The sequence below is a fragment of the Streptomyces durocortorensis genome (assembly GCF_016901035.1).
Classification (GTDB): Bacteria; Actinomycetota; Actinomycetes; order Streptomycetales; family Streptomycetaceae; genus Streptomyces; species Streptomyces durocortorensis.
The window spans coordinates 1-18,347 of sequence record NZ_JAFEUF010000016.1; the positions used below are offsets into that span (position 1 = coordinate 1).

The following is an 18,347-nucleotide window of genomic DNA, read 5'->3' on the forward strand; positions in this document are numbered from 1 at the left end:
GCCCCACCCCTGGACCACCATGCCCACGCCCGAGGACCCCGCCGCCCCGCGCCGCCGCGCCCTGGGGCGGGGGCCGGGCGTGGCGGTCCCGGAGCCCGTACGGGAGCCGGAGGCGGCGTTCCCTGAGCCCGTGCCGGAGCCCGATGCGGTACGGGAGGAGCCCGTCCCCGAGCCCGAGGCCGTACGGGAGGAGCCCGTACCGGAGCCGGAAGCCGTTCCCGTACCGGTGGCCGAGCCGGAGGGCGCGACCGAGCCGGAGACGGTTCCGGAGCCGGAGCCTGACGACAAGCGGTTCACCGTCCGGCTGGTGAACTTCGAGGGCCCCTTCGATCTCCTCCTCCAGCTGATCTCCAAGCACAAGCTGGACGTGACCGAGGTCGCGCTCTCCAAGGTCACCGACGAGTTCATGGCGTACATCCGTGCCATGGGCCCCGACTGGGACCTCGACCAGACCACCGAGTTCCTCGTCGTCGCCGCCACCCTGCTCGACCTCAAGGCCGCCCGGCTGCTGCCCGCCGCCGAGGTGGAGGACGAAGCGGACCTGGCGCTCCTGGAGGCGCGGGACCTGCTCTTCGCGCGGCTGCTCCAGTACCGCGCGTACAAGCACATCGCCGAGATCTTCCAGGACCGCCTGGAGTCGGAGGCCCGCCGCCACCCCCGCACGGTCGGCCTGGAGGACCAGCACGCCGCGCTGCTGCCCGAGGTGGTCATCAGCATCGGGCCCGAGGGCTTCGCCAAGCTGGCCGTCAAGGCGATGCAGCCGAAGCCGAAGCCCCAGGTGTACGTCGACCACATCCACGCCCCGCTGGTCAGCGTCCGGGAACAGGCGGGCCTCGTGGTGGAGCGGCTGCGGGAGGCGGGGGCGGCGGTGAGCTTCCAGGCGCTGACCGAGGACGCGCCGGACACCCTGACCGTGGTCGCCCGCTTCCTGGCCCTGCTGGAGCTGTACCGCGAGAAGGCCGTCACCCTCGACCAGGACGAGGCGCTGGGCGACCTGCTGGTTGCCTGGTGCGGCGGGCAGGGCGCGGAGCCGGTGGTGACGGACGAGTTCGACCAGGAGCTCAATGGCGGGGGCACGGACGAGGAGGGCGTACGGGAATGAGCGAGCAGCCGGACCAGGACCAGGGGCGGGACGAGGGCGGGGTCGCCTCGCTCGACCTCAAGCCCGCTCTGGAGGCGGTCCTCATGGTCGTCGACGAGCCCGCCACCGTCGACCACCTCGCCAAGGTGCTCCAGCGGCCCCGCCGGGCCGTGGCGGACGCGCTGCGGGAGCTGGCCGACGAGTACACCGTGCAGCGCCGGGGCTTCGACCTGCGGCTGGTGGCGGGCGGCTGGCGGTTCTACACCCGGCCCGAGTACGCGGCGGCCGTCGAGGGCTTCGTCCTGGACGGCCAGCACGCCCGGCTCACCCAGGCCGCGCTGGAGACCCTGGCGGTCGTCGCGTACCGGCAGCCGGTGAGCCGCTCGCGGGTCTCGGCGGTGCGCGGAGTCAACTGCGACGGGGTCATGCGGACCCTCCTCCAGAGGGGCCTGGTGGCCGAGGCGGGCGCGGAACCCGAAACAGGTGCGATCCTGTACAGGACGACGAACTACTTTCTGGAGCGAATGGGCCTGCGCGGCCTGGACGAGCTCCCGGAGCTCGCGCCCTTCCTCCCGGAGGCGGACGCGATCGAGGCTGAGACGCTAGAGGGTGTGCCGTCGTTCGATCCGGACGCACCGGACACCCCGGATACTCACGCAGACGACAAGACGGAATTTTGATGCGAAGCAGTGGCAGGAACAGCGGAAGCGGCAGCGGCGGCCAGGGCGGCCGGAGCGGCGGCCAGGGTGGTCGTCCCGGCGGCCAGGGCGGCGGACGCGGTCAGGGCGGGCGTGACGGCGGCGGGTCCTTCCGCCAGGGTCAGGGCGGCGGCCAGGGCGGACGCTCCGGCGGTCAGGGCGGCGGACGCGGCGGCAGCGGCCAGGGCGGCCGGAGCGGCGGCCAGGGTGGTCGTCCCGGCGGCCAGGGCGGCGGCTACCAGGGCGGGCGCGACGGCGGCGACCAGCGTCCCCGCCGTCCCCGTCCCGAGGAGCGCCGCTACGACGTCGGCAACGACGCCCCCGGCGCCCGCGGCGGCGAGGACGGTCCCCGCAAGGGCCGTGGCTCGGCGGCCCGCGGCGGCGCCAAGGGCGGTCCGAAGTCCTCGCAGGGCGGCAGCGGCGGCGGCTTCAGGCGTGGCGGCTCCCCCTCGCGCCCCCGCGAGCTGGACGCCAAGATCGAGCAGCGCAACCGCGACCGGTACGCGAACAAGCCCGAGATCAACCTCCCCAAGACGCACCCGGGCGCCGAGCAGGAGGGCGAGCGGCTGCAGAAGGTCCTCGCCCGGGCCGGCATGGGCTCGCGCCGCGCGTGCGAGGAGCTGATCGAGCAGTCCCGTGTCGAGGTCAACGGCGAGATCGTCGTCGAGCAGGGCATGCGCGTCGACGTGCACAAGGACGAGATCAAGGTCGACGGCCTCACTGTCGCCGCCCAGTCGTATCTCTTCTTCGCGCTGAACAAGCCCGCAGGTGTCGTCTCCTCGATGGAGGACCCGGACGGCCGTCAGTGCCTTGGCGACTACGTCACCAACCGCGAGACGCGGCTGTTCCACGTCGGCCGGCTCGACACCGAGACCGAGGGCATCATCATGCTCACCAACCACGGTGAGCTGGCCCACCGCCTCACGCACCCCAAGTACGGCGTGAAGAAGACCTACCTGGCCGCCATCCAGGGCCCGCTGCCGCGCGACCTCGGCAAGCGGCTCAAGGACGGCATCCAGCTGGAGGACGGGTACGCCCGCGCCGACCACTTCCGCGTCGTCGAGAACACCGGCAAGAACTACCTGGTCGAGGTGACCCTCCACGAGGGCCGCAAGCACATCGTGCGCCGGATGCTGGCCGAGGCCGGCTTCCCGGTCGAGCGGCTCGTGCGGACGTCCTTCGGACCGATCCCGCTGGGCGACCAGAAGTCCGGCTGGCTGCGCCGCCTCACCAACACCGAGGTCGGCATGCTGATGCGCGAGGTCGGCCTCTAGACAGCTCCAGCTCCTCACCCAGGCCCGCGGCCGGTATCCGTTCGGAAAGTTCGAACAGAACCGGCGGGGGGCCTTTCGCTGCCCTCGCCCACCCTTTATAGTCAGAGTGACTATAAAGAAGGAGGTGGGCGTGAGTCTCGCGGACGTACTCGATCCCCTGCAACAGCCCCTGGTGACGATCCTGGACACCCCGGTCAGCTGGACCGAGGTGCTGGGCTTCGGCAGCGGCGCGCTGTGCGTCTGGCTCGTGGCCCGCCAGCACCTCGCCAACTGGCCGATCGGCATCGCCAACAACCTCTTCTTCATCCTGCTGTTCACCCAGGCCGGCCTGTACGCCGACGCCGGCCTCCAGATCGTCTTCATCACCCTCGCCGCGTACGGCTGGTGGACCTGGACCCACGGGGGTGGACCAGGCTCCTCGGTCCTGCCGGTGCGCCGCACGACCCGCACCGAATGGGCCTGGCTGCTCGCGGCGGGGGTGATGGGGACCGCCGCGATCACGCTGCTGCTGTCCCGGGCCACCGACTCCACCGTCCCGTTCTGGGACGCCCTGACGACCTCGCTCTCGCTGATGGCGACGTACGGGCAGTGCAGGAAGCGGCTGGAGTCCTGGTGGCTGTGGATCGCGGCCGACGTGGTCTACATCCCGCTCTACGCCCACAAGGGGCTGTATCTGACCTCGCTGCTGTACGCCGGGTTCCTCGCGCTCTGCCTGGTCGGCCTGCGCAACTGGCACCGCGACCTGACCGCCCGCGAGGCCCGGACCCCGGAGGTGGCCGCCGCATGAAGCGTTACGAACACGGCCTGGTCCTCGGCAAGTTCTACCCGCCGCACGCCGGCCACCACCACCTCGTCCGGACCGCCCAGGACCGCTGCGAACGGCTGACCGTCCTGGTCTGCGCGGCCTCCGTGGAGTCGATCCCGCTCGCGGACCGGGTCGCCTGGATGCGCGAGGTCCACCCGGACGTCACGGTGGTCGGCGCGGTCGACGACACGCACATGGATGTCAACGATCCGGCGGTCTGGGACGCGCACATGGCCGTCTTCACGGCGGCCGTGCCCGAGCGCGTCGACGCGGTCTTCACCTCGGAGGCGTACGGGGAGGAGCTGGGCCGTCGCTTCGGCGCGGACTCCGTGCTCGTCGACCCCGACCGCACCCTCTTCCCGGTCTCCGGCACCGCTGTGCGCGCGGACCCGGCCGACTGCTGGGACTTCCTCCAGCCGCCCGTGCGGGCCGGCCTCGCCTGCCGGGTCGTCGTCCTCGGGGCGGAGTCCACCGGCACCACCACCCTCGCCCGCGCGCTCGCCGCCCACTACCGGGCGCGCGGCGGGGTGTGGGCACGCACGGGGTACGTCGCCGAGTACGGCCGCGAGTACAGCGAGGAGAAGCTCGCCGCCCTGCGTGCACGGTGGCCGGGGGCCGCCTGGGAGGACGTCACGTTCACCACCGACGACTTCCCGCTCATCGCCGCAACCCAGAACGACCGGGAGGAGGCCGCCGCTCGCGCCGGATCCCCGGTCCTCTTCTGCGACACCGACTCATTCGCCACCACCGTCTGGCACGAGCGGTACGTCGGCGGCCGCAACCCCCTCGTCGAGGAGATCGCCGACCGGGTCGACCACGACCTGTGGCTGCTCACCGACCACGAGGGCGTGGCCTTCGAGGACGACGGGCTGCGCGACGGCGAGGAGCTGCGCCCCTGGATGACCGACCGCTTCCGCGCCGAACTCACCCGTACGGGACGGCGGTTCATCGAGATGACCGGCCCGCCCGAGGCGCGGCTCACCGCCGCCGTCGCCGCCGTCGACGAACTCCTCGCCACCGCCTGGGACTTCGCCGCACCCCTCCCGGAGAAACGATGAGCGCCCCGGCCCCCGAGGGCTACGACCCGCACGCCTACGCCCCGTTCGCGGTCACCGTCGACCTCGCGGTCTTCACCGTCCGCGAGGCCCGGCTGCACGTGCTGCTCGTCGAACGCGGCCAGGAGCCCCACCGGGGCCGGTGGGCGCTGCCCGGCGGCTTCCTGCTGCCGCGCGAGGCCGCCGAGGACGCCGCCCGCCGCGAGCTGGCCGAGGAGACCGGCCTCGGCCCCGGCGCGATCGGCGCGCTCCACCTCGAACAGCTGCGCACCTACACCGACCCGGACCGCGACCCGAGGATGCGGGTCGTCTCCGTCGCGTACGCCGCACTCCTGCCGGACCTGCCCGAACCGCGCGGCGGCGGCGACGCGGCGAGCGCGAGGTGGTGGGACGCCGGCTCCACGGGGCCGCTGGCCTTCGACCACGACACGATCCTCGCCGACGCCCACGACCGGATCGGCGCCAAGCTCGAATACAGCTGCCTGGCCACCGCGTTCTGCCCCGCGGAGTTCACCCTCGGCGAGCTCCAGCAGGTCTACGAGACCGTCTGGGGCGTCGAGCTGGACCGCCCCAACTTCCGGCGCAAGGTCCTGAGCGCGCCGGGCTTCGTCCAGCCGGTGGACGGCCCGCCGCGCCGCACCGGAGGCCGGGGCAAACCCGCCGCCCTCTACCGGGCGGGCGACGCCACCGCCCTGCACCCGCCGCTCCTGCGCCCCCAGCGCACCGACGCTTCCCCCTCCGGACCGGAAGGACGAGACCGATGACCCTCGCCACCCCGCCCCTCACCAAGCAGGCCGCCACCGGCGTCCTGACCGGGCTCGCGCTCGGTGACGCGCTCGGCTTCCCCACCGAGTTCAACGACGTGCCCGCGATCCTCGCCAAGTTCGGCCCCTGGCGGCACATGCCCCTGCTGGAGCCCGCCGTCGTCTCCGACGACACCCAGATGACGATCGCGCTGGGCCGGGGCATCCGTACCGCCATGGACAGCGGACTGCTCACCCCCGAACGGATGGTGGGCCCGGTCAGCGCCGAGTTCATCGCCTGGTACCACTCGCCGGACAACAACCGCGCCCCCGGCAACACCTGCCTCACCGCCTGCCGCCTCCTCGAACGCACCCGTCTCTGGCAGGAGGCCAGCCAGACGCACTCCAAGGGCTGCGGCGCCAACATGCGGGTCGCCCCCGTCGGTCTGATCCCCGGCCTCAGCGAGGAGCAGCGGGCCGGCGCCGCCCAGCTCCAGGCCGCCCTCACCCACGGCCACCCCACCGCGCCGGCCGCCTCCGACCTGCTGGCCCGCGCGGTGTTCCTGCTCGCCCAGGGCGCCGAACCGCTCGGCCTGATCGGCCAGTTGCGCAGCTACGCCCTGGAGAACCGGGGCCGGTACCACACCCGCTGGCTGGGCGACCTCTGGCGCCACGCGGGCGACGCCTCGCCGGGGGAGTACATCCAGCGCGGCTGGGACGAGTGCCTGGCGGCCCTGGGAACCGTCCAGGACGCCCTGCGCGACCCGTCGCCGGAGACCGACCCGTGCGAGCGCACCGGCGACGGCTGGATCGCCGAGGAGGCCCTCGCCACCGCCCTGCACTGCTTCCTGCTCTTCCCCGAGGAGCCCGTCACCGCCCTGCGCCGGGCCGCCTGCACCCGGGGCGACTCCGACTCCATCGCGTGCCTCACCGGAGCGCTGGCCGGGGCACACCTGGGCGCGGCGGCCTGGCCCAAGGAGTGGTCCGAGCGCATCGAGTACCGCAGCGACCTGCTGTCCCTAGCGGCACTCTGGGACGCCTGATCACTCAGGGGGTGTCTTGACACCCCCTGGGGCCCGCACCGCCGAAGCCCGCCGGGTCCGCACGAGGAAGTCCTCCACGGCCGCCCGGTCCGGCTCCGGCGGCAGCGGGGACCGGGCCGCCGCCTCGTCGTTCTCCTCGCCGAGGCGGTCCATCCGGCGCTCCACCTCCGCCCAGGACACCTCGCCCCGCTTCACCGCCAGCAGCGCCTCCCGGGCCTCGCCGACGTCGATGCGCAGTTCGCCCGTACGCAGCAGGTCCCGGCTGCTCGCCAGCAGCCGCAGCAGATGCATCGCGTGCTTCCAGCGCGGCGCGCCGTGCACCCGTACGTCCGCCTCCAGCTTTCTCCGCTGGCCCAGCGCGTACCGGACGAACGTGCCGTGCGCGTGGCGGGAGAGGAACGCCCCGCGCAGCGCCAGCAGCTCGCGTCCGGTGTCGTCCACGGACTCCACCAGCGGCGAGTGCAGGCACTCCAGCACGTTCGGATTGGCCCGGAGCGCCAGTTCGCAGAAGCGCTCCAGCTCCCAGGAGAACTGCTCCGGCGCGGGCCCGTCGACATGCGTCGGCGGCTTTTCGAACCGCCAGAACAGCTCCGTGGGAGCCAGGAACACGCCGCGCCGGTCCGTATCGCTGTCCTCCGTGGCCAGTCCGAACGCGCGCGAACCCATCACGCAGGCGTAGACCGTGTGGTCGCGTACGAGTGCCTCGTCGGTGGCGGTGATCATGGCCGCGAGCGTACGGGGGAGCAGGCCGCGGCGTCCCCGGGATTTCGGGGGCGCCCTCAGCCCAGCCGGATCGCCCCGCCCGAGACGCTGATCTGCTCGGCGGGCAGCGGCCGGGTCGCCGGGCCGGCCTCGACCGCCGCGTCCGTGATGCTGAACTTGCTGCCGTGGCACGGGCAGTTGATGGTGCCGTCGCTCACCGTCGAGACGAGACAGCTCGCATGGGTGCAGACGGCGGAGAACGCCTTGAACTCGCCCTCCTCCGGCTGGGTCACCACGATCTTCTGCTCCTTGAAGACGGTGCCGCCGCCGACCGGGATGTCCCCGGTCCGGGCCAGCTCCGCCCCGTCCGTTGCGTCCCCCGGCGCGCTCGGCGTAGGGCTGGCGTCCTCGCCGCCGTCCCCGTCGGAGGATCCGCAGCCGGTGGCCAGGGCGGCGGCGCCCGCCGCCCCCGCGGCCAGCACCGTCCTTCGCCGTGCGTTCATGGGGCTCTCCTTCGGTGGCGGGTCGGTGGGGGCCATCGTGGCGGCGGCGGGCCCCCACGCGAAGCAACCGGGCGGACCGTGCGCCCGCCCGGGTGGCGGACGGGACTCCGACGGCCGCGCCCCGCCCGTCTCACGGACGGAACACCCTGATCGCGTCCGCCGCGGCCGATCTAGGCTGGGAGGGCAGCGGGCCGCGCCGGAAAGCGCCGGGTCCGGGGCGCCGAAGAGCAGCGAAGAACGAGGAGTGCGACGTGGCGGTACGAGCGGTCCGGGGCGCCGTCCAGCTGGAGCGGGACGAGGCCGGGCACATGGACGAGCGGGTCGGTGAGCTGCTGACCGCCGTCCTGGAACGCAACGAGCTCGTCGCCGACGACCTGATCAGCATCTGGTTCACCGCCACCCCCGATCTGCACAGCGACTTCCCGGCCGCCGCCGCGCGCGGCCTCGGCATCGTCGACGTACCCCTGATCTGCGCCCAGGAGCTGGACATCGACGGGGCGATGCCCCGGGTCGTCCGTATCCTCGTGCATGTCGAGACCTACCTCTCGCGCGCCGAGATCAGCCACGTCTACCTCGGCGCCACCGCCGCCCTGCGCAAGGACATCGCCCAGTGAGAACCGCCCTCGTCATCGGAACCGGGCTCGTCGGCACCTCCGCCGCCCTCGCACTGGCCGGCCGGGGCATCCATGTGCACCTCGTCGACCACGACCCCGAGTCGGCCCGCACCGCCGCGGCCCTCGGCGCCGGGACCGACGAGCCGCCCGCCGGCCCGGTCGACCTCGCCGTCGTCGCCGTACCGCCCGCGCACACCGCCGCCGTCCTCGCCACCGCCATGCGCGACGGGGTGGCCCGGGGCTACCTGGACGTCGCCAGCGTCAAGGGCGGCCCGCGCCGCGAGCTGGAGGCGCTCGGCCTCGACCTCACCCCGTACATCGGTACGCATCCGATGGCGGGCAAGGAGCGGTCGGGGCCGCTGGCCGCCAGCGCCGACCTCTTCGAGGGGCGCCCCTGGGTCCTCACCCCGACCCGGGACACCGACACCGAGGTGCTCAACCTCGCGCTGGAGCTGGTCGCCCTGTGCCGGGCCGTCCCCGTCGTCATGGACGCCGACGCCCACGACCGGGCCGTCGCCCTCGTCTCGCACACCCCGCAGCTGATCTCCTCGATGGTCGCCGCCCGGCTGGAGGAGGCCGACGAGAGCGCCGTACGCCTGTGCGGCCAGGGCATCCGCGACGTCACCCGGATCGCCGCATCCGACCCCCGGATGTGGGTGGAGATCCTCTCCGCCAACCCCGGCCCGGTCGCCGACGTCCTCGCCGGGGTCGCCGCCGACCTGGAGGAGACCGTGACCGCGCTGCGCGGGCTGCACTCCGCCGACGAGGACAAGCGGCGCGCGGGCACCCACGCCATCGAGGACGTCCTGCGGCGCGGCAACGCCGGCCGCGTCCGGGTTCCCGGCAAGCACGGCGCCGCCCCCACCGCGTACGAGACCGTCGCCGTCCTCATCGGCGACAAGCCGGGTGAGCTGGCCGCGATCTTCGCCGACGCCGGCCGGGCCGGCGTCAACATCGAGGACGTCCGCATCGAGCACGCCACCGGCCAGCAGGCGGGTCTCGTGCAGATCATGGTCGAACCCAGCGCCGCCGCCGTGCTGAGCGCCGCTCTCACCGAACGCGGCTGGTCGATCCGCGGCTGAGCCTGGCGGGGGAGGCGCGGGGGGTGGCCGACGCCTCCCCCGTACGGGGTACAAGGGCACCTCCGGTACTCGGTAACCTGGTACGAGGCCGTCCCCTGGCCCGTCCATCCCCACCCCGTGTACCAGGAAGGTGTCCACCACCGTGGAAACCGCACGCTCCTCCGTGATCGTCGCCATCGACGGGCCCTCGGGCACCGGCAAGTCGAGCACCTCCAAGGCCGTCGCCGCCAAGCTCGGCCTGAGCTACCTGGACACGGGCGCGCAGTACCGGGCCATCACCTGGTGGATGCTGAACAACGGCATCGACGTGAGCAACCCGGACGAGATCGCCACCGCCGCCGCCAAGCCCGTGATCGTCTCCGGCACCGACCCCGCCGCCCCGACGATCACCGTCGACGGCGAGGACGCCTCCGGCCCGATCCGCACCCAGGAGGTCACCTCCAAGGTCAGCGCCGTCAGCGCCGTCCCCGAGGTGCGCACCCTCATCACCGCGCTGCAGCGCTCCATCGCCGCGGCCGCGACCGGCGGCATCGTCGTCGAGGGCCGGGACATCGGCACCACCGTGCTGCCCGACGCCGACCTCAAGATCTTCCTCACCGCCTCCCCGGAGGCCCGCGCCGCCCGCCGCAGCGGCGAGGTCAAGGGCTCGGACCTGACCGCCACCCGCGAGGCCCTCATCAAGCGGGACGCCGCCGACTCCGGCCGCAAGACCTCCCCGCTCGCCAAGGCGGACGACGCCGTCGAGGTCGACACCACCGAGCTGACCCTCCAGCAGGTCATCGAGTGCGTCGTCACCCTCGTCGAGGGGAAGCGGGTCGCCGCGTGAGCGATGCCACAGGCGCGCCCACGCTGCGCGGAGCGGCCGTCGGGCGGTCCATCGGCATCGGCCTGATGTACGGGCTGTGGAAGCCCAGGGTCCTCGGCGCGTGGCGCGTGCCCGCCGCCGGACCCGTCATACTCGCGGTGAACCACTCCCACAACATCGACGGACCGATGCTGATGGGCACCGCACCCCGACCGGTGCACTTCCTGATCAAGAAGGAGGCGTTCGTCGGCCCCCTCGACCCGTTCCTGCACGGGATCGGCCAGATCGAGGTGGACCGCCGAGTCGTCGACCGCACCGCCATCAGCCACGCGCTCGGCGTACTGGAGGACGGCGGCGTCCTCGGGATCTTCCCGGAGGGCACCCGCGGCGAAGGAGACTTCGCCTCGCTGCGCGCCGGACTCGCGTACTTCGCGGTACGGGGCGGGGCTCCGATCGTCCCCGTGGCCGTCCTGGGAAGCACCGAGCGCCGCGGACGGTTGATACGGGGGCTGCCCCCGCTGCGCAGCCGGGTCGACGTCGTCTTCGGCGACGCGTTCGACGCGAGCGCCGGCGACGGGCGGCGTACGCGCAAGGCGCTGGACGAGGCGACCGTGCGGATCCAGGCGAAGCTGACCGCCCACCTGGAAAGCGCCAAGCGCCTCACCGGCCGATAGGCCAGACTTGAGAACTTGAGTAGTGGGCCGCGCTGATCGCGGCCCATCGATGATGATGCAAAGAGGAACGGACTTCATGAACGACCAGATTCACTCCGACGGCTCGGGCCACGAGCACGGAGAGCTTGGCGATGCCGAGTACGCGGAGTTCATGGAGCTCGCCGCGCAGGAGGGCTTCGACCCCGAGGAGGTCGAAGGCGCCCTCGGTGAGGCCGGTCACGGCCCGCTCCCCGTGCTCGCCGTCGTCGGCCGCCCCAATGTCGGCAAGTCGACCCTGGTGAACCGGATCATCGGCCGCCGCGAGGCCGTCGTCCAGGACAAGCCCGGCGTCACCCGCGACCGCGTCAGCTACGAGGCCGAATGGGCCGGCCGCCGCTTCAAGGTCGTCGACACCGGCGGCTGGGAGCAGGACGTGCTGGGCCTCGACGCCTCCGTCGCCGCCCAGGCCGAGTACGCCATCGAGACGGCCGACGCGGTCGTCTTCGTCGTCGACTCCACCGTCGGCGCCACCGACACCGACGAGGCCGTCGTCAAGCTGCTGCGCCGGGCCGGCAAGCCCGTCGTCCTCTGCGCCAACAAGGTCGACGGCCAGAGCGGCGAGGCCGACGCCACCGCCCTGTGGTCCCTCGGCCTCGGCGAGCCCTACCCGGTCTCCTCGCTGCACGGCCGCGGCACCGGCGACATGCTGGACGCCGTCCTGGAGGCCCTGCCGGACGCCCCGGCCCAGAAGTTCGGCACCGCGCTCGGCGGCCCCCGCCGGATCGCCCTGATCGGCCGCCCGAACGTCGGCAAGTCCTCCCTGCTGAACAAGGTCGCGGGCGAGGACCGGGTCGTCGTCAACGAGCTGGCGGGCACCACCCGCGACCCGGTCGACGAGCTGATCAACCTCGGCGGCATCACCTGGAAGTTCATCGACACGGCCGGTATCCGCCGCCGCGTCCACCTCCAGGAAGGCGCGGACTACTACGCCTCGCTGCGTACGGCCGCCGCCGTGGAGAAGGCCGAGGTCGCCGTCGTCCTGATCGACTCCAGCGAGTCGATCAGCGTCCAGGACCAGCGCATCATCACCATGGCCGTGGAGGCCGGGCGCGCCCTCGTCGTCGCCTTCAACAAGTGGGACACCCTCGACGAGGAGCGCCGCTACTACCTGGAGCGCGAGATCGAGACGGAGCTCGCGCAGATCTCCTGGGCCCCGCGCGTCAACGTCTCGGCCGTCACCGGCCGGCACATGGAGAAGCTGGTCCCGGCGATCGAGACCGCGATCGAGGGCTGGGAGACCCGCGTCCCCACCGGCCGGCTGAACGCCTTCCTCGGTGAGATCGTCGCCTCCCACCCGCACCCGATCCGCGGCGGCAAGCAGCCGCGCATCCTCTTCGGCACCCAGGCGGGCACCAAGCCCCCGCGCTTCGTGCTCTTCGCCTCCGGCTTCCTGGAGCACGGCTACCGCCGCTTCGTCGAGCGCCGGCTGCGCGAGGAGTTCGGCTTCGAGGGCACCCCGATCCACATCTCCGTCCGGGTACGCGAGAAGCGCGGCCGCAACAAGTAGCACCGGCGCGCACGCGCACGACGAAGCCCCGGACCGCTCGCCTCTGGCGCGAGCGGTCCGGGGCTTCCTCGTACGGACTCAGGAGTCCCGTGACCCCGGTGGCAGCGCCGCGGGCCGGGGCCGCCCCGCGTGCCGCCCGACCCGCTGCCAGGAGCCGAGGCTGCCGGTGTGCTGGCTCTGCCCGCCGCTCCCACTCTGGCCATTGTGCCCGCTGTGGCCGGAGGGTGCGGGGTGACCGCTCAGCGGGGTCCTGGAGGCGAAGAGGCCCGCGCCGAAGGCCGCGAAGCCGAGATTCTCCTCGCCGCTCCGGTCGCCCGGCAACGCCCGGAACGAGCGCCGGTACTCGGAGTACAGCGCGTCGTAGATCGGGGTGGGGGACATGCCCCCCGACGGATCCTGCGAAGGGCGCATGGCAGGGATCTGACTCTGATGCTGGCGGGAGGAGTCGTATGAGTGCACGTAGGTGCCAACGACCTCGCCGTCCGTCGGATGCGGCCCCGCCGGAGAAATCGCTGTTCGGCGGGGGCTCCCGAGCCGGGCGGACATGCTCAGGTCCCGGCCAGCGGCATGGACGCGGCGACCAGGAGACCGTTGACCGCGGCCTTCTCCAGCGCGTCCCGCAGCAGGTCCTCGCGCGGCTGCTGGCCGATGGTGCCGGCCGGGGCGGCGAAGACGAGGACCGTCTGCGACTTGTTGACCGCGGCCCGCCAGCCGTCGGTCACCTGGAGCGGCTGGTGCGCCTGCCACCAGGCGACCGGGTTGCCGCCGCCGGCGCTCGGCTGCAGCACCGCGTGCAGCTGGCCCACCGCCAGCAGCACGGACCAGCCCGGAAGGACCTCCGGCAGCCGGTTCATGTCGGGGGCGGGGCGGAAACCCTGCTCCAGCAGCAGCTGGAGGAACTCGTCGCCCCCGCTGCCGTCGGTGCCGGGCCGGGCGACCGGGCCGGTCGGTTCGACGACCAGGGCCGGGCGCAGATCGTCCTCGATGAGGACGAGTCCGCTGGTGATGCCGAGGACGGCCTGTTCGGGCATGAGCCCCTCCGTGTTCTTCTGCTCGCTGCCGGTGATGCTGCGCACCGCGCCCTGGAGCTGGTCCTCCGCGACCTTGACGACCTGCGAGGGGATGCACGTCGCGTGGGCGAACGCGAGGACGGCGGTCTCGTCGCCGATGAACAGGACCGTGCTGGTGCGTTCCTGGTCGGAGTCGCCGGGGGTCCGGCAGGAGGTGCAGTCGTAACTGCCCGGGGCGTTGTCGCCGACGAGCAGCCGGTCGGCCTCGTCGTCGCCGATCTCGGCGCGTACGTCCTGACTGACGTCGAGCATGCGCGGCACGGGGGCTCCTCGAACTCGGTGCGTGGGCCGGGTGGTTCCCGGCTCATGAAGAGACAACGCGGGATCCGTGGCCGGGGTCACGCACCGGGGCGCACGGAAGTGCCGCAAGGTCGACACATCGCTACATCGAGCAGTCGACGTGCGGCTGTCGCCCGGTCGGCGTAAGTCCCTCGAGTCCCGTCCGGAAAGTTTTCCCGGGGCACGGGCAACCTCCCGGCATTTTCCTACGTCAAGCTCGAAAGGAAAGCGTTGGCGAACGGGCGGCGGGTAGGCGCCGGTTTGGCGCACCGGCGGGTCCGCGGACGCGGTCCGGTCACTTCCGGGCCTGCGGTCAAACGGATGAACAACCTCCGGAACCCGCAGGTCAGCGGCGGTGCGGTGACGGAACCGGGGATTCCGTGCGCAATGTCGCGGACGCTCCGGGATTTCCCGGCGTATTTCGGACGGAAATCCGCCGGGACGTACAGTCTTGACAAGGTCAGGTCGACAGGGGAAACAGCGACACCATGCATATTTCTTTTCTTCTGCACAATGCCTATGGAATCGGAGGAACGATCCGGACGACGTTCACGCTCGCCCGTACGCTCGCCGAGCAGCACGACGTCGAGATCGTGTCCGTCTTCCGGCACCGTGACGCCCCCGTCCTCGGCGCACCCGAGGGCGTGACGCTGCGCCACCTCGTCGACCTGCGGAAGAAGAGCGCGACCTACGACGGCGAGGACGCCGAACACGCCCGGCCCGCCACCGTGTTCCCGCGCGGCGACACCAGGCACAAGCAGTACAGCCGGCTCACCGACGCCCGGATCGCCGCCCACCTCCAGGGGATCGAGGCGGACGTCGTCGTCGGCACCCGACCCGGACTCAACGTCCACCTCAGCCGGCAGACCCGCCGCGGACCGGTGCGCGTCGGCCAGGAGCACCTGACGCTCGACAGCCACAGCTACCGGCTGCGCCGCGAGATCGCCCACCGCTACACGCTGCTCGATGCGCTCACCACCGTCACCCGCGCCGACGCGGACGACTACCGCGCCCGGCTGAAGCTGCCGGGCGTACGGATCGAGGCCATCCCCAACGCCGTTCCCGAGCCCGGCTGCCCGCCCGCGGGCGGCGACCTGAAGTGGGTCGTCGCGGCGGGCCGGCTGCACCGGGTCAAGCGCTACGACCTTCTGGTGCGGGCCTTCGGCCAGGTGTCCGCGGCCCGCCCCGACTGGCGGCTGCGCATCTACGGCGGCGGGGACGCGACCGGCGACGAACAGGCCGCGCTGCGCACCCTCGTCGACGAACTCGGCCTGCACAACCACGTGTTCCTGATGGGCTCGGCCAACCCGATGGAGGCCGAGTGGCCCAAGGGGTCGATCGCCGCCGTCACTTCGGACCGCGAGTCCTTCGGCATGACGATCGTCGAGGCGATGCGCGGCGGGCTGCCCGTCGTCGCCACCGACTGCCCGCACGGTCCGGCCGAGATCGTCGAGGACGGCGTCGACGGCCGTCTGGTGCCGGTCGGCGACCCGGACGCGATCGCCGCCGCGCTGCTCCAGCTGATCGAGGACGACGACCTGCGCCACCGGATGGGCGCGGCCGCGCTGAGCGCCTCGGCCCGCTTCGACCCGGCACGGATCGCCGAGCGCCACGAGAGCCTGTTCGCCGAACTCGTCGCGCGCGGCGCCCAGGGGCACGGGCCCGGCGCCCTGCGCACCGCGCTGCACCGCACCCGGGGCAGCGTCCTCGACGGGGCCTACTCCCTGCGCTACAAGGCCGCCGACATGCTCCGCAAGGGGAGGACCTCATGAGTGCCACCGCCGTACGGGCCGACTGCGCCGCCGACCGCGCCGGAACGCTCACCTTCGACCTGACCGACCTGACCGACCTGACCGACCTGCCCGGCCCGGCCCCCGCTCCCGCCCCCGCGTCCGTTTTGCTCCTGCGCCGCCGTGGCGCGGCGGGCCGCAAGCCCGGCGGCACGGTGCGGATACCGCTCAGCAGGTCGGGGCCCGGGCGGCTGCGGGCGGTGCTCCCGGCCACCGCCGAACTGCCCGAGGGCCGCTGGGACGCGTATGTCGAAGAGCCGGGCCCCGAAAGCTCAGAGCCTGCCGAGACGGTCGTCGAGCCGGGGCTGCGGGACCTGCGCGCCCTGGTCGACCGCTGCCCGGACACCGGGTCTTTGAGCGTCAGCGCCCGGATCCCCTACCCGACCCTCGACGGCCGGCTCGCCGTGCGCTGCTGGGTCCGCGCCCCGCACGCCGAGGCGGGAGCCGTCGTCCCCGGCCGGTCGGGCATGAAGGCCGAGGGCGTGCTGTACGGCGTCGAGGCGGGGGAGGGGGCGGTGGTGGAGGCCCGGCTCCCGGGCGAGCCGACGCGGGTGCACCGCTTCCCGCTCGCCGCTCCGGACGGCCCGTCCGGCGGCTTCGTCTCCACGCTGCCCTTCGCCGAGCTGGTCGCCGGGCCGGTGCGCGAGGAGCAGCTCTGGCAGCTGTGGCTGGTCCCGGCCGAGGGGGCGCGCGGGGTCAGGATCTCGCGCATCCTCGACGACGTCTGGTCCCGGACCAAGTCCTTCGTCTACCCGGCCCGCCCGGCCGCCGACGGAGTGCTCGCCACCCCCTGCTACACCGCCGACAACGATCTCTGCGTCCGCCTGGCGCCCGGGCCCGCGGACCGCTGAGCCGAGGGGAGCCAGGGGCTGCGGACGAGTCCTGTCCGCAACCCCTGGCAGACTCCCTCGTATGTTGGAGACCTCGGCACGACTGCTGCGCCTGCTCTCCCTGCTGCAGGCCCACCGCGACTGGTCCGGCGCCGATCTGGCCGACCGGCTCGGCGTCACCCCGCGCACCGTCCGCCGGGACGTCGACAAGCTGCGCGAGCTGGGCTATCCGGTGAACGCCAGCCGGGGCACGGGCGGCGGCTACCAGCTCGGGGCGGGCGCCGAGCTGCCGCCGCTGCTGCTGGACGACGAGGAGGCCGTCGCGGTCGCCGTGGGCCTGCGCACGGCCGCCGGGCACGGCATCGAGGGCATTGGCGAGTCCTCCGTACGCGCGCTGGCCAAGCTCGAACAGGTGCTGCCGAACCGGCTGCGCCGCAGGGTGGGCGCGCTCGGCGCGTTCACCGTGCCGATGCTGCGCGGCCCGGACGCCGCCGCGGTCGACCCCGGCGTCCTCACCGACCTGGCCGCCGCCTGCCGCGACGCCGAGCGGCTCCGGTTCGCCTACCGGGCCCACGGCGGGGAGTCCTCCCGCCGTACGGTCGAACCGCACCGTCTCGTCTGCACCGAGCACCGCTGGTATCTGGTCGCCTGGGACCTGGACCGAGCGGACTGGCGCACCTTCCGGGCCGACCGGGTCACCCCCACCCCGCCGCACGGCCCCCGGTTCACCCCGCGCACCCCGCCCGCGGAGGATCTGGCGGCGTACGTCTCGCAGGGCGTCGCGGTCTCCGCCTACGCGGCCCGGGCCGTGATCCTGCTGAAGGCCCCGCTGGCGGAGGCCGTTCAGCGGGTCTCGCCGTCCGCCGGGGTCCTGGAGGCCGTGGACGTGGACACCTGCCGGCTGACCGCCGGGGCGCCGGACCTCGCCGTGCTGGTGATCCACGTGCTGATGATGGGGATCGATTTCGAGGTCGTCGAGCCTCCCGAACTCACCGAGGTGCTGCGGGAGGCGCGGGACCGGCTCACGCGGGCGCTCGACGGGCCGTGAGACTCCGAGCGGCGGGCGGGGCGGGAGAGGGGCGGTGAAGAAAGGAAAGAGCGGTTTAAGAGGGCGGGAATTCCCGGTGTCGCGGCCATTCGGGCGACAGCCCGCTCCGATGGTAAAAGAAGCAGGTCACCCCATGATTTCGGAAGGCCGCCGATGCCCTCCTCGTACCGGTGAACGAAGGGCTCGGCTTTTGCACGCCGAGGCCTCCTTCCGGTCCGTTCGGGTGAATAGGGCCGCGTATACGCGTGTGGGGATCCTGTGACACAAGCGTGACCGCCACGGCATGGGGAGATGCAGCGGAACGCCCGGCCCGCCCCGCCTTCCGTCACGGTCCGGGGCCGCCTACGGTGAGGGCATGGCATCTCTACCGACCCCTCCCGCACAGCCGGACGACGCCACCGACTCGTACGTCGGCCTCGCCGCCGACGCCGCCGAGCGGCAGGCCAGGACCCGCGGCTGGGACACGGTCCGGGCGGTTCCCCCGGGCACGTTCCTGACCATGGAGTTCCGCCACGGCCGGCTCAACTTCCAGGTCGAGGACGACACCGTGACGCGCTGCTGGGTGGGCTGAGGCCCTGGGCGACCCGCCCCGCACGCCCCCCGCCCCCCCCCCCCGCGGGGGCGGGGGGGGCGGGAAGGGGGGGGGGCCCCCCCCCGGGGGGGGGGGGGCCCGGCGCCCCCCCCCCCGGCCCCCCCCCGGGGGGG

General features: G+C 73.2%; 20 protein-coding genes. 16 read left to right on the top strand and 4 right to left on the bottom strand.

Going from position 1 to position 18,347, the window contains the following annotated elements; translation table 11 throughout:
- The first annotated feature begins 19 nt into the window (after positions 1-19).
- From JS521_RS05615 to JS521_RS05645, 7 genes are all read left to right on the top strand, one after another.
- Positions 20-1,102 carry a segregation/condensation protein A gene (locus JS521_RS05615; RefSeq protein WP_205081661.1) on the top strand — a complete coding sequence of 361 codons (1,083 nt, stop codon included), beginning with the start codon at positions 20-22 and terminating at the stop codon, positions 1,100-1,102.
- Positions 1,099-1,761 carry an SMC-Scp complex subunit ScpB gene (scpB, locus tag JS521_RS05620; RefSeq protein ID WP_205081609.1) on the top strand — a complete coding sequence of 221 codons (663 nt, stop codon included), beginning with the start codon at positions 1,099-1,101 and terminating at the stop codon, positions 1,759-1,761. Before JS521_RS05615 ends, scpB begins: the two co-directional genes overlap by 4 nt.
- Positions 1,761-3,053, top strand: coding sequence for a pseudouridine synthase (locus JS521_RS05625; RefSeq protein ID WP_205081610.1), 1,293 nt, complete (start codon positions 1,761-1,763; stop codon positions 3,051-3,053). The genes scpB and JS521_RS05625 overlap by 1 nt, the downstream gene beginning before the upstream one ends.
- Positions 3,054-3,183: 130 nt before the next feature.
- Complete coding sequence (gene pnuC / locus JS521_RS05630) at positions 3,184-3,840, top strand: nicotinamide riboside transporter PnuC (RefSeq protein WP_205081611.1); 657 nt, start codon at positions 3,184-3,186, stop codon at positions 3,838-3,840.
- The gene (locus tag JS521_RS05635; protein ID WP_205081612.1) at positions 3,837-4,916 is read left to right on the top strand and encodes an AAA family ATPase; all 1,080 of its coding nucleotides are present in this window, start codon (positions 3,837-3,839) and stop codon (positions 4,914-4,916) included. Before pnuC ends, JS521_RS05635 begins: the two co-directional genes overlap by 4 nt.
- On the top strand, positions 4,913-5,677 hold the full coding sequence (locus JS521_RS05640; RefSeq protein ID WP_205081613.1) for an NUDIX hydrolase: 765 nt from the start codon (positions 4,913-4,915) through the stop codon (positions 5,675-5,677). Before JS521_RS05635 ends, JS521_RS05640 begins: the two co-directional genes overlap by 4 nt.
- Positions 5,674-6,699: an ADP-ribosylglycohydrolase family protein gene (locus JS521_RS05645; RefSeq protein WP_205081614.1), complete on the top strand. Its 1,026-nt coding sequence runs from the start codon at positions 5,674-5,676 to the stop codon at positions 6,697-6,699. The genes JS521_RS05640 and JS521_RS05645 overlap by 4 nt, the downstream gene beginning before the upstream one ends.
- Here the strand turns inward: JS521_RS05645 and JS521_RS05650 are convergent, their stop codons facing one another.
- Both JS521_RS05650 and JS521_RS05655 read right to left on the bottom strand, forming a co-directional pair.
- Positions 6,700-7,422 (bottom strand): nucleotidyltransferase domain-containing protein, encoded by a 723-nt coding sequence (locus tag JS521_RS05650; RefSeq protein ID WP_205081615.1) that lies wholly within the window; start codon positions 7,420-7,422, stop codon positions 6,700-6,702.
- Between the two features lie 56 nt (positions 7,423-7,478).
- Positions 7,479-7,904, bottom strand: a complete 426-nt coding sequence (locus tag JS521_RS05655) for a Rieske (2Fe-2S) protein (RefSeq protein WP_205081616.1) — start codon at positions 7,902-7,904, stop codon at positions 7,479-7,481.
- Between the two features lie 251 nt (positions 7,905-8,155).
- Between JS521_RS05655 and aroH the strand changes: the two genes are divergently transcribed.
- From aroH to der, 5 genes are all read left to right on the top strand, one after another.
- Complete coding sequence (gene aroH / locus JS521_RS05660; protein WP_030799581.1) at positions 8,156-8,518, top strand: chorismate mutase; 363 nt, start codon at positions 8,156-8,158, stop codon at positions 8,516-8,518.
- The gene (locus JS521_RS05665; RefSeq protein ID WP_205081617.1) at positions 8,515-9,600 is read left to right on the top strand and encodes a prephenate dehydrogenase; all 1,086 of its coding nucleotides are present in this window, start codon (positions 8,515-8,517) and stop codon (positions 9,598-9,600) included. Before aroH ends, JS521_RS05665 begins: the two co-directional genes overlap by 4 nt.
- A 130-nt stretch (positions 9,601-9,730) precedes the next feature.
- Positions 9,731-10,426, top strand: a complete 696-nt coding sequence (cmk, locus tag JS521_RS05670; protein ID WP_205081618.1) for a (d)CMP kinase — start codon at positions 9,731-9,733, stop codon at positions 10,424-10,426.
- The gene (locus JS521_RS05675) at positions 10,423-11,079 is read left to right on the top strand and encodes a lysophospholipid acyltransferase family protein (RefSeq protein WP_205081619.1); all 657 of its coding nucleotides are present in this window, start codon (positions 10,423-10,425) and stop codon (positions 11,077-11,079) included. The genes cmk and JS521_RS05675 overlap by 4 nt, the downstream gene beginning before the upstream one ends.
- A 76-nt stretch (positions 11,080-11,155) precedes the next feature.
- A complete protein-coding gene (gene der, locus JS521_RS05680; protein ID WP_030631001.1) occupies positions 11,156-12,625 on the top strand; it encodes a ribosome biogenesis GTPase Der in 1,470 nt (489 codons plus the stop codon).
- Positions 12,626-12,703: 78 nt separating this feature from the next.
- On the opposite strand, the gene JS521_RS05685 is transcribed toward der, so the two are convergent.
- Together JS521_RS05685 and JS521_RS05690 are read right to left on the bottom strand one after the other, a co-directional pair.
- Positions 12,704-13,036, bottom strand: a complete 333-nt coding sequence (locus JS521_RS05685; protein WP_205081620.1) for a hypothetical protein — start codon at positions 13,034-13,036, stop codon at positions 12,704-12,706.
- Positions 13,037-13,173: 137 nt separating this feature from the next.
- Positions 13,174-13,956, bottom strand: a complete 783-nt coding sequence (locus JS521_RS05690; RefSeq protein ID WP_205081621.1) for a DUF8842 C-terminal domain-containing protein — start codon at positions 13,954-13,956, stop codon at positions 13,174-13,176.
- Between the two features lie 506 nt (positions 13,957-14,462).
- Between JS521_RS05690 and JS521_RS05695 the strand changes: the two genes are divergently transcribed.
- The 4 genes from JS521_RS05695 (at position 14,463) to JS521_RS05710 (ending at position 18,213) form a co-directional block, all read left to right on the top strand.
- Positions 14,463-15,746 carry a glycosyltransferase family 4 protein gene (locus JS521_RS05695; RefSeq protein WP_205081622.1) on the top strand — a complete coding sequence of 428 codons (1,284 nt, stop codon included), beginning with the start codon at positions 14,463-14,465 and terminating at the stop codon, positions 15,744-15,746.
- Positions 15,743-16,615, top strand: coding sequence for a transferase (locus JS521_RS05700; protein WP_205081623.1), 873 nt, complete (start codon positions 15,743-15,745; stop codon positions 16,613-16,615). Before JS521_RS05695 ends, JS521_RS05700 begins: the two co-directional genes overlap by 4 nt.
- A gap of 61 nt (positions 16,616-16,676) precedes the next feature.
- Positions 16,677-17,642, top strand: a complete 966-nt coding sequence (locus JS521_RS05705) for a helix-turn-helix transcriptional regulator (RefSeq protein WP_205081624.1) — start codon at positions 16,677-16,679, stop codon at positions 17,640-17,642.
- Between the two features lie 355 nt (positions 17,643-17,997).
- On the top strand, positions 17,998-18,213 hold the full coding sequence (locus JS521_RS05710) for an I78 family peptidase inhibitor (protein WP_205081625.1): 216 nt from the start codon (positions 17,998-18,000) through the stop codon (positions 18,211-18,213).
- Positions 18,214-18,347 lie beyond the last annotated feature (134 nt).

Excerpts from the sequence above, each read along its gene's own strand:
- JS521_RS05615 (WP_205081661.1), top strand. The coding sequence starts at position 20 with ATGCCCACGCCCGAGGACCCCGCCGCCCCGCGCCGCCGCGCCCTGGGG.
- scpB (WP_205081609.1), top strand. The coding sequence starts at position 1,099 with ATGAGCGAGCAGCCGGACCAGGACCAGGGGCGGGACGAGGGCGGGGTC.
- JS521_RS05625 (WP_205081610.1), top strand. The coding sequence starts at position 1,761 with ATGCGAAGCAGTGGCAGGAACAGCGGAAGCGGCAGCGGCGGCCAGGGC.
- JS521_RS05635 (WP_205081612.1), top strand. The coding sequence starts at position 3,837 with ATGAAGCGTTACGAACACGGCCTGGTCCTCGGCAAGTTCTACCCGCCG.
- JS521_RS05640 (WP_205081613.1), top strand. The coding sequence starts at position 4,913 with ATGAGCGCCCCGGCCCCCGAGGGCTACGACCCGCACGCCTACGCCCCG.
- JS521_RS05645 (WP_205081614.1), top strand. The coding sequence starts at position 5,674 with ATGACCCTCGCCACCCCGCCCCTCACCAAGCAGGCCGCCACCGGCGTC.
- JS521_RS05650 (WP_205081615.1), bottom strand. The coding sequence starts at position 7,422 with ATGATCACCGCCACCGACGAGGCACTCGTACGCGACCACACGGTCTAC.
- JS521_RS05655 (WP_205081616.1), bottom strand. The coding sequence starts at position 7,904 with ATGAACGCACGGCGAAGGACGGTGCTGGCCGCGGGGGCGGCGGGCGCC.
- der (WP_030631001.1), top strand. The coding sequence starts at position 11,156 with ATGAACGACCAGATTCACTCCGACGGCTCGGGCCACGAGCACGGAGAG.
- JS521_RS05685 (WP_205081620.1), bottom strand. The coding sequence starts at position 13,036 with ATGCGCCCTTCGCAGGATCCGTCGGGGGGCATGTCCCCCACCCCGATC.
- JS521_RS05695 (WP_205081622.1), top strand. The coding sequence starts at position 14,463 with ATGCATATTTCTTTTCTTCTGCACAATGCCTATGGAATCGGAGGAACG.
- JS521_RS05700 (WP_205081623.1), top strand. The coding sequence starts at position 15,743 with ATGAGTGCCACCGCCGTACGGGCCGACTGCGCCGCCGACCGCGCCGGA.
- JS521_RS05705 (WP_205081624.1), top strand. The coding sequence starts at position 16,677 with ATGTTGGAGACCTCGGCACGACTGCTGCGCCTGCTCTCCCTGCTGCAG.
- JS521_RS05710 (WP_205081625.1), top strand. The coding sequence starts at position 17,998 with ATGGCATCTCTACCGACCCCTCCCGCACAGCCGGACGACGCCACCGAC.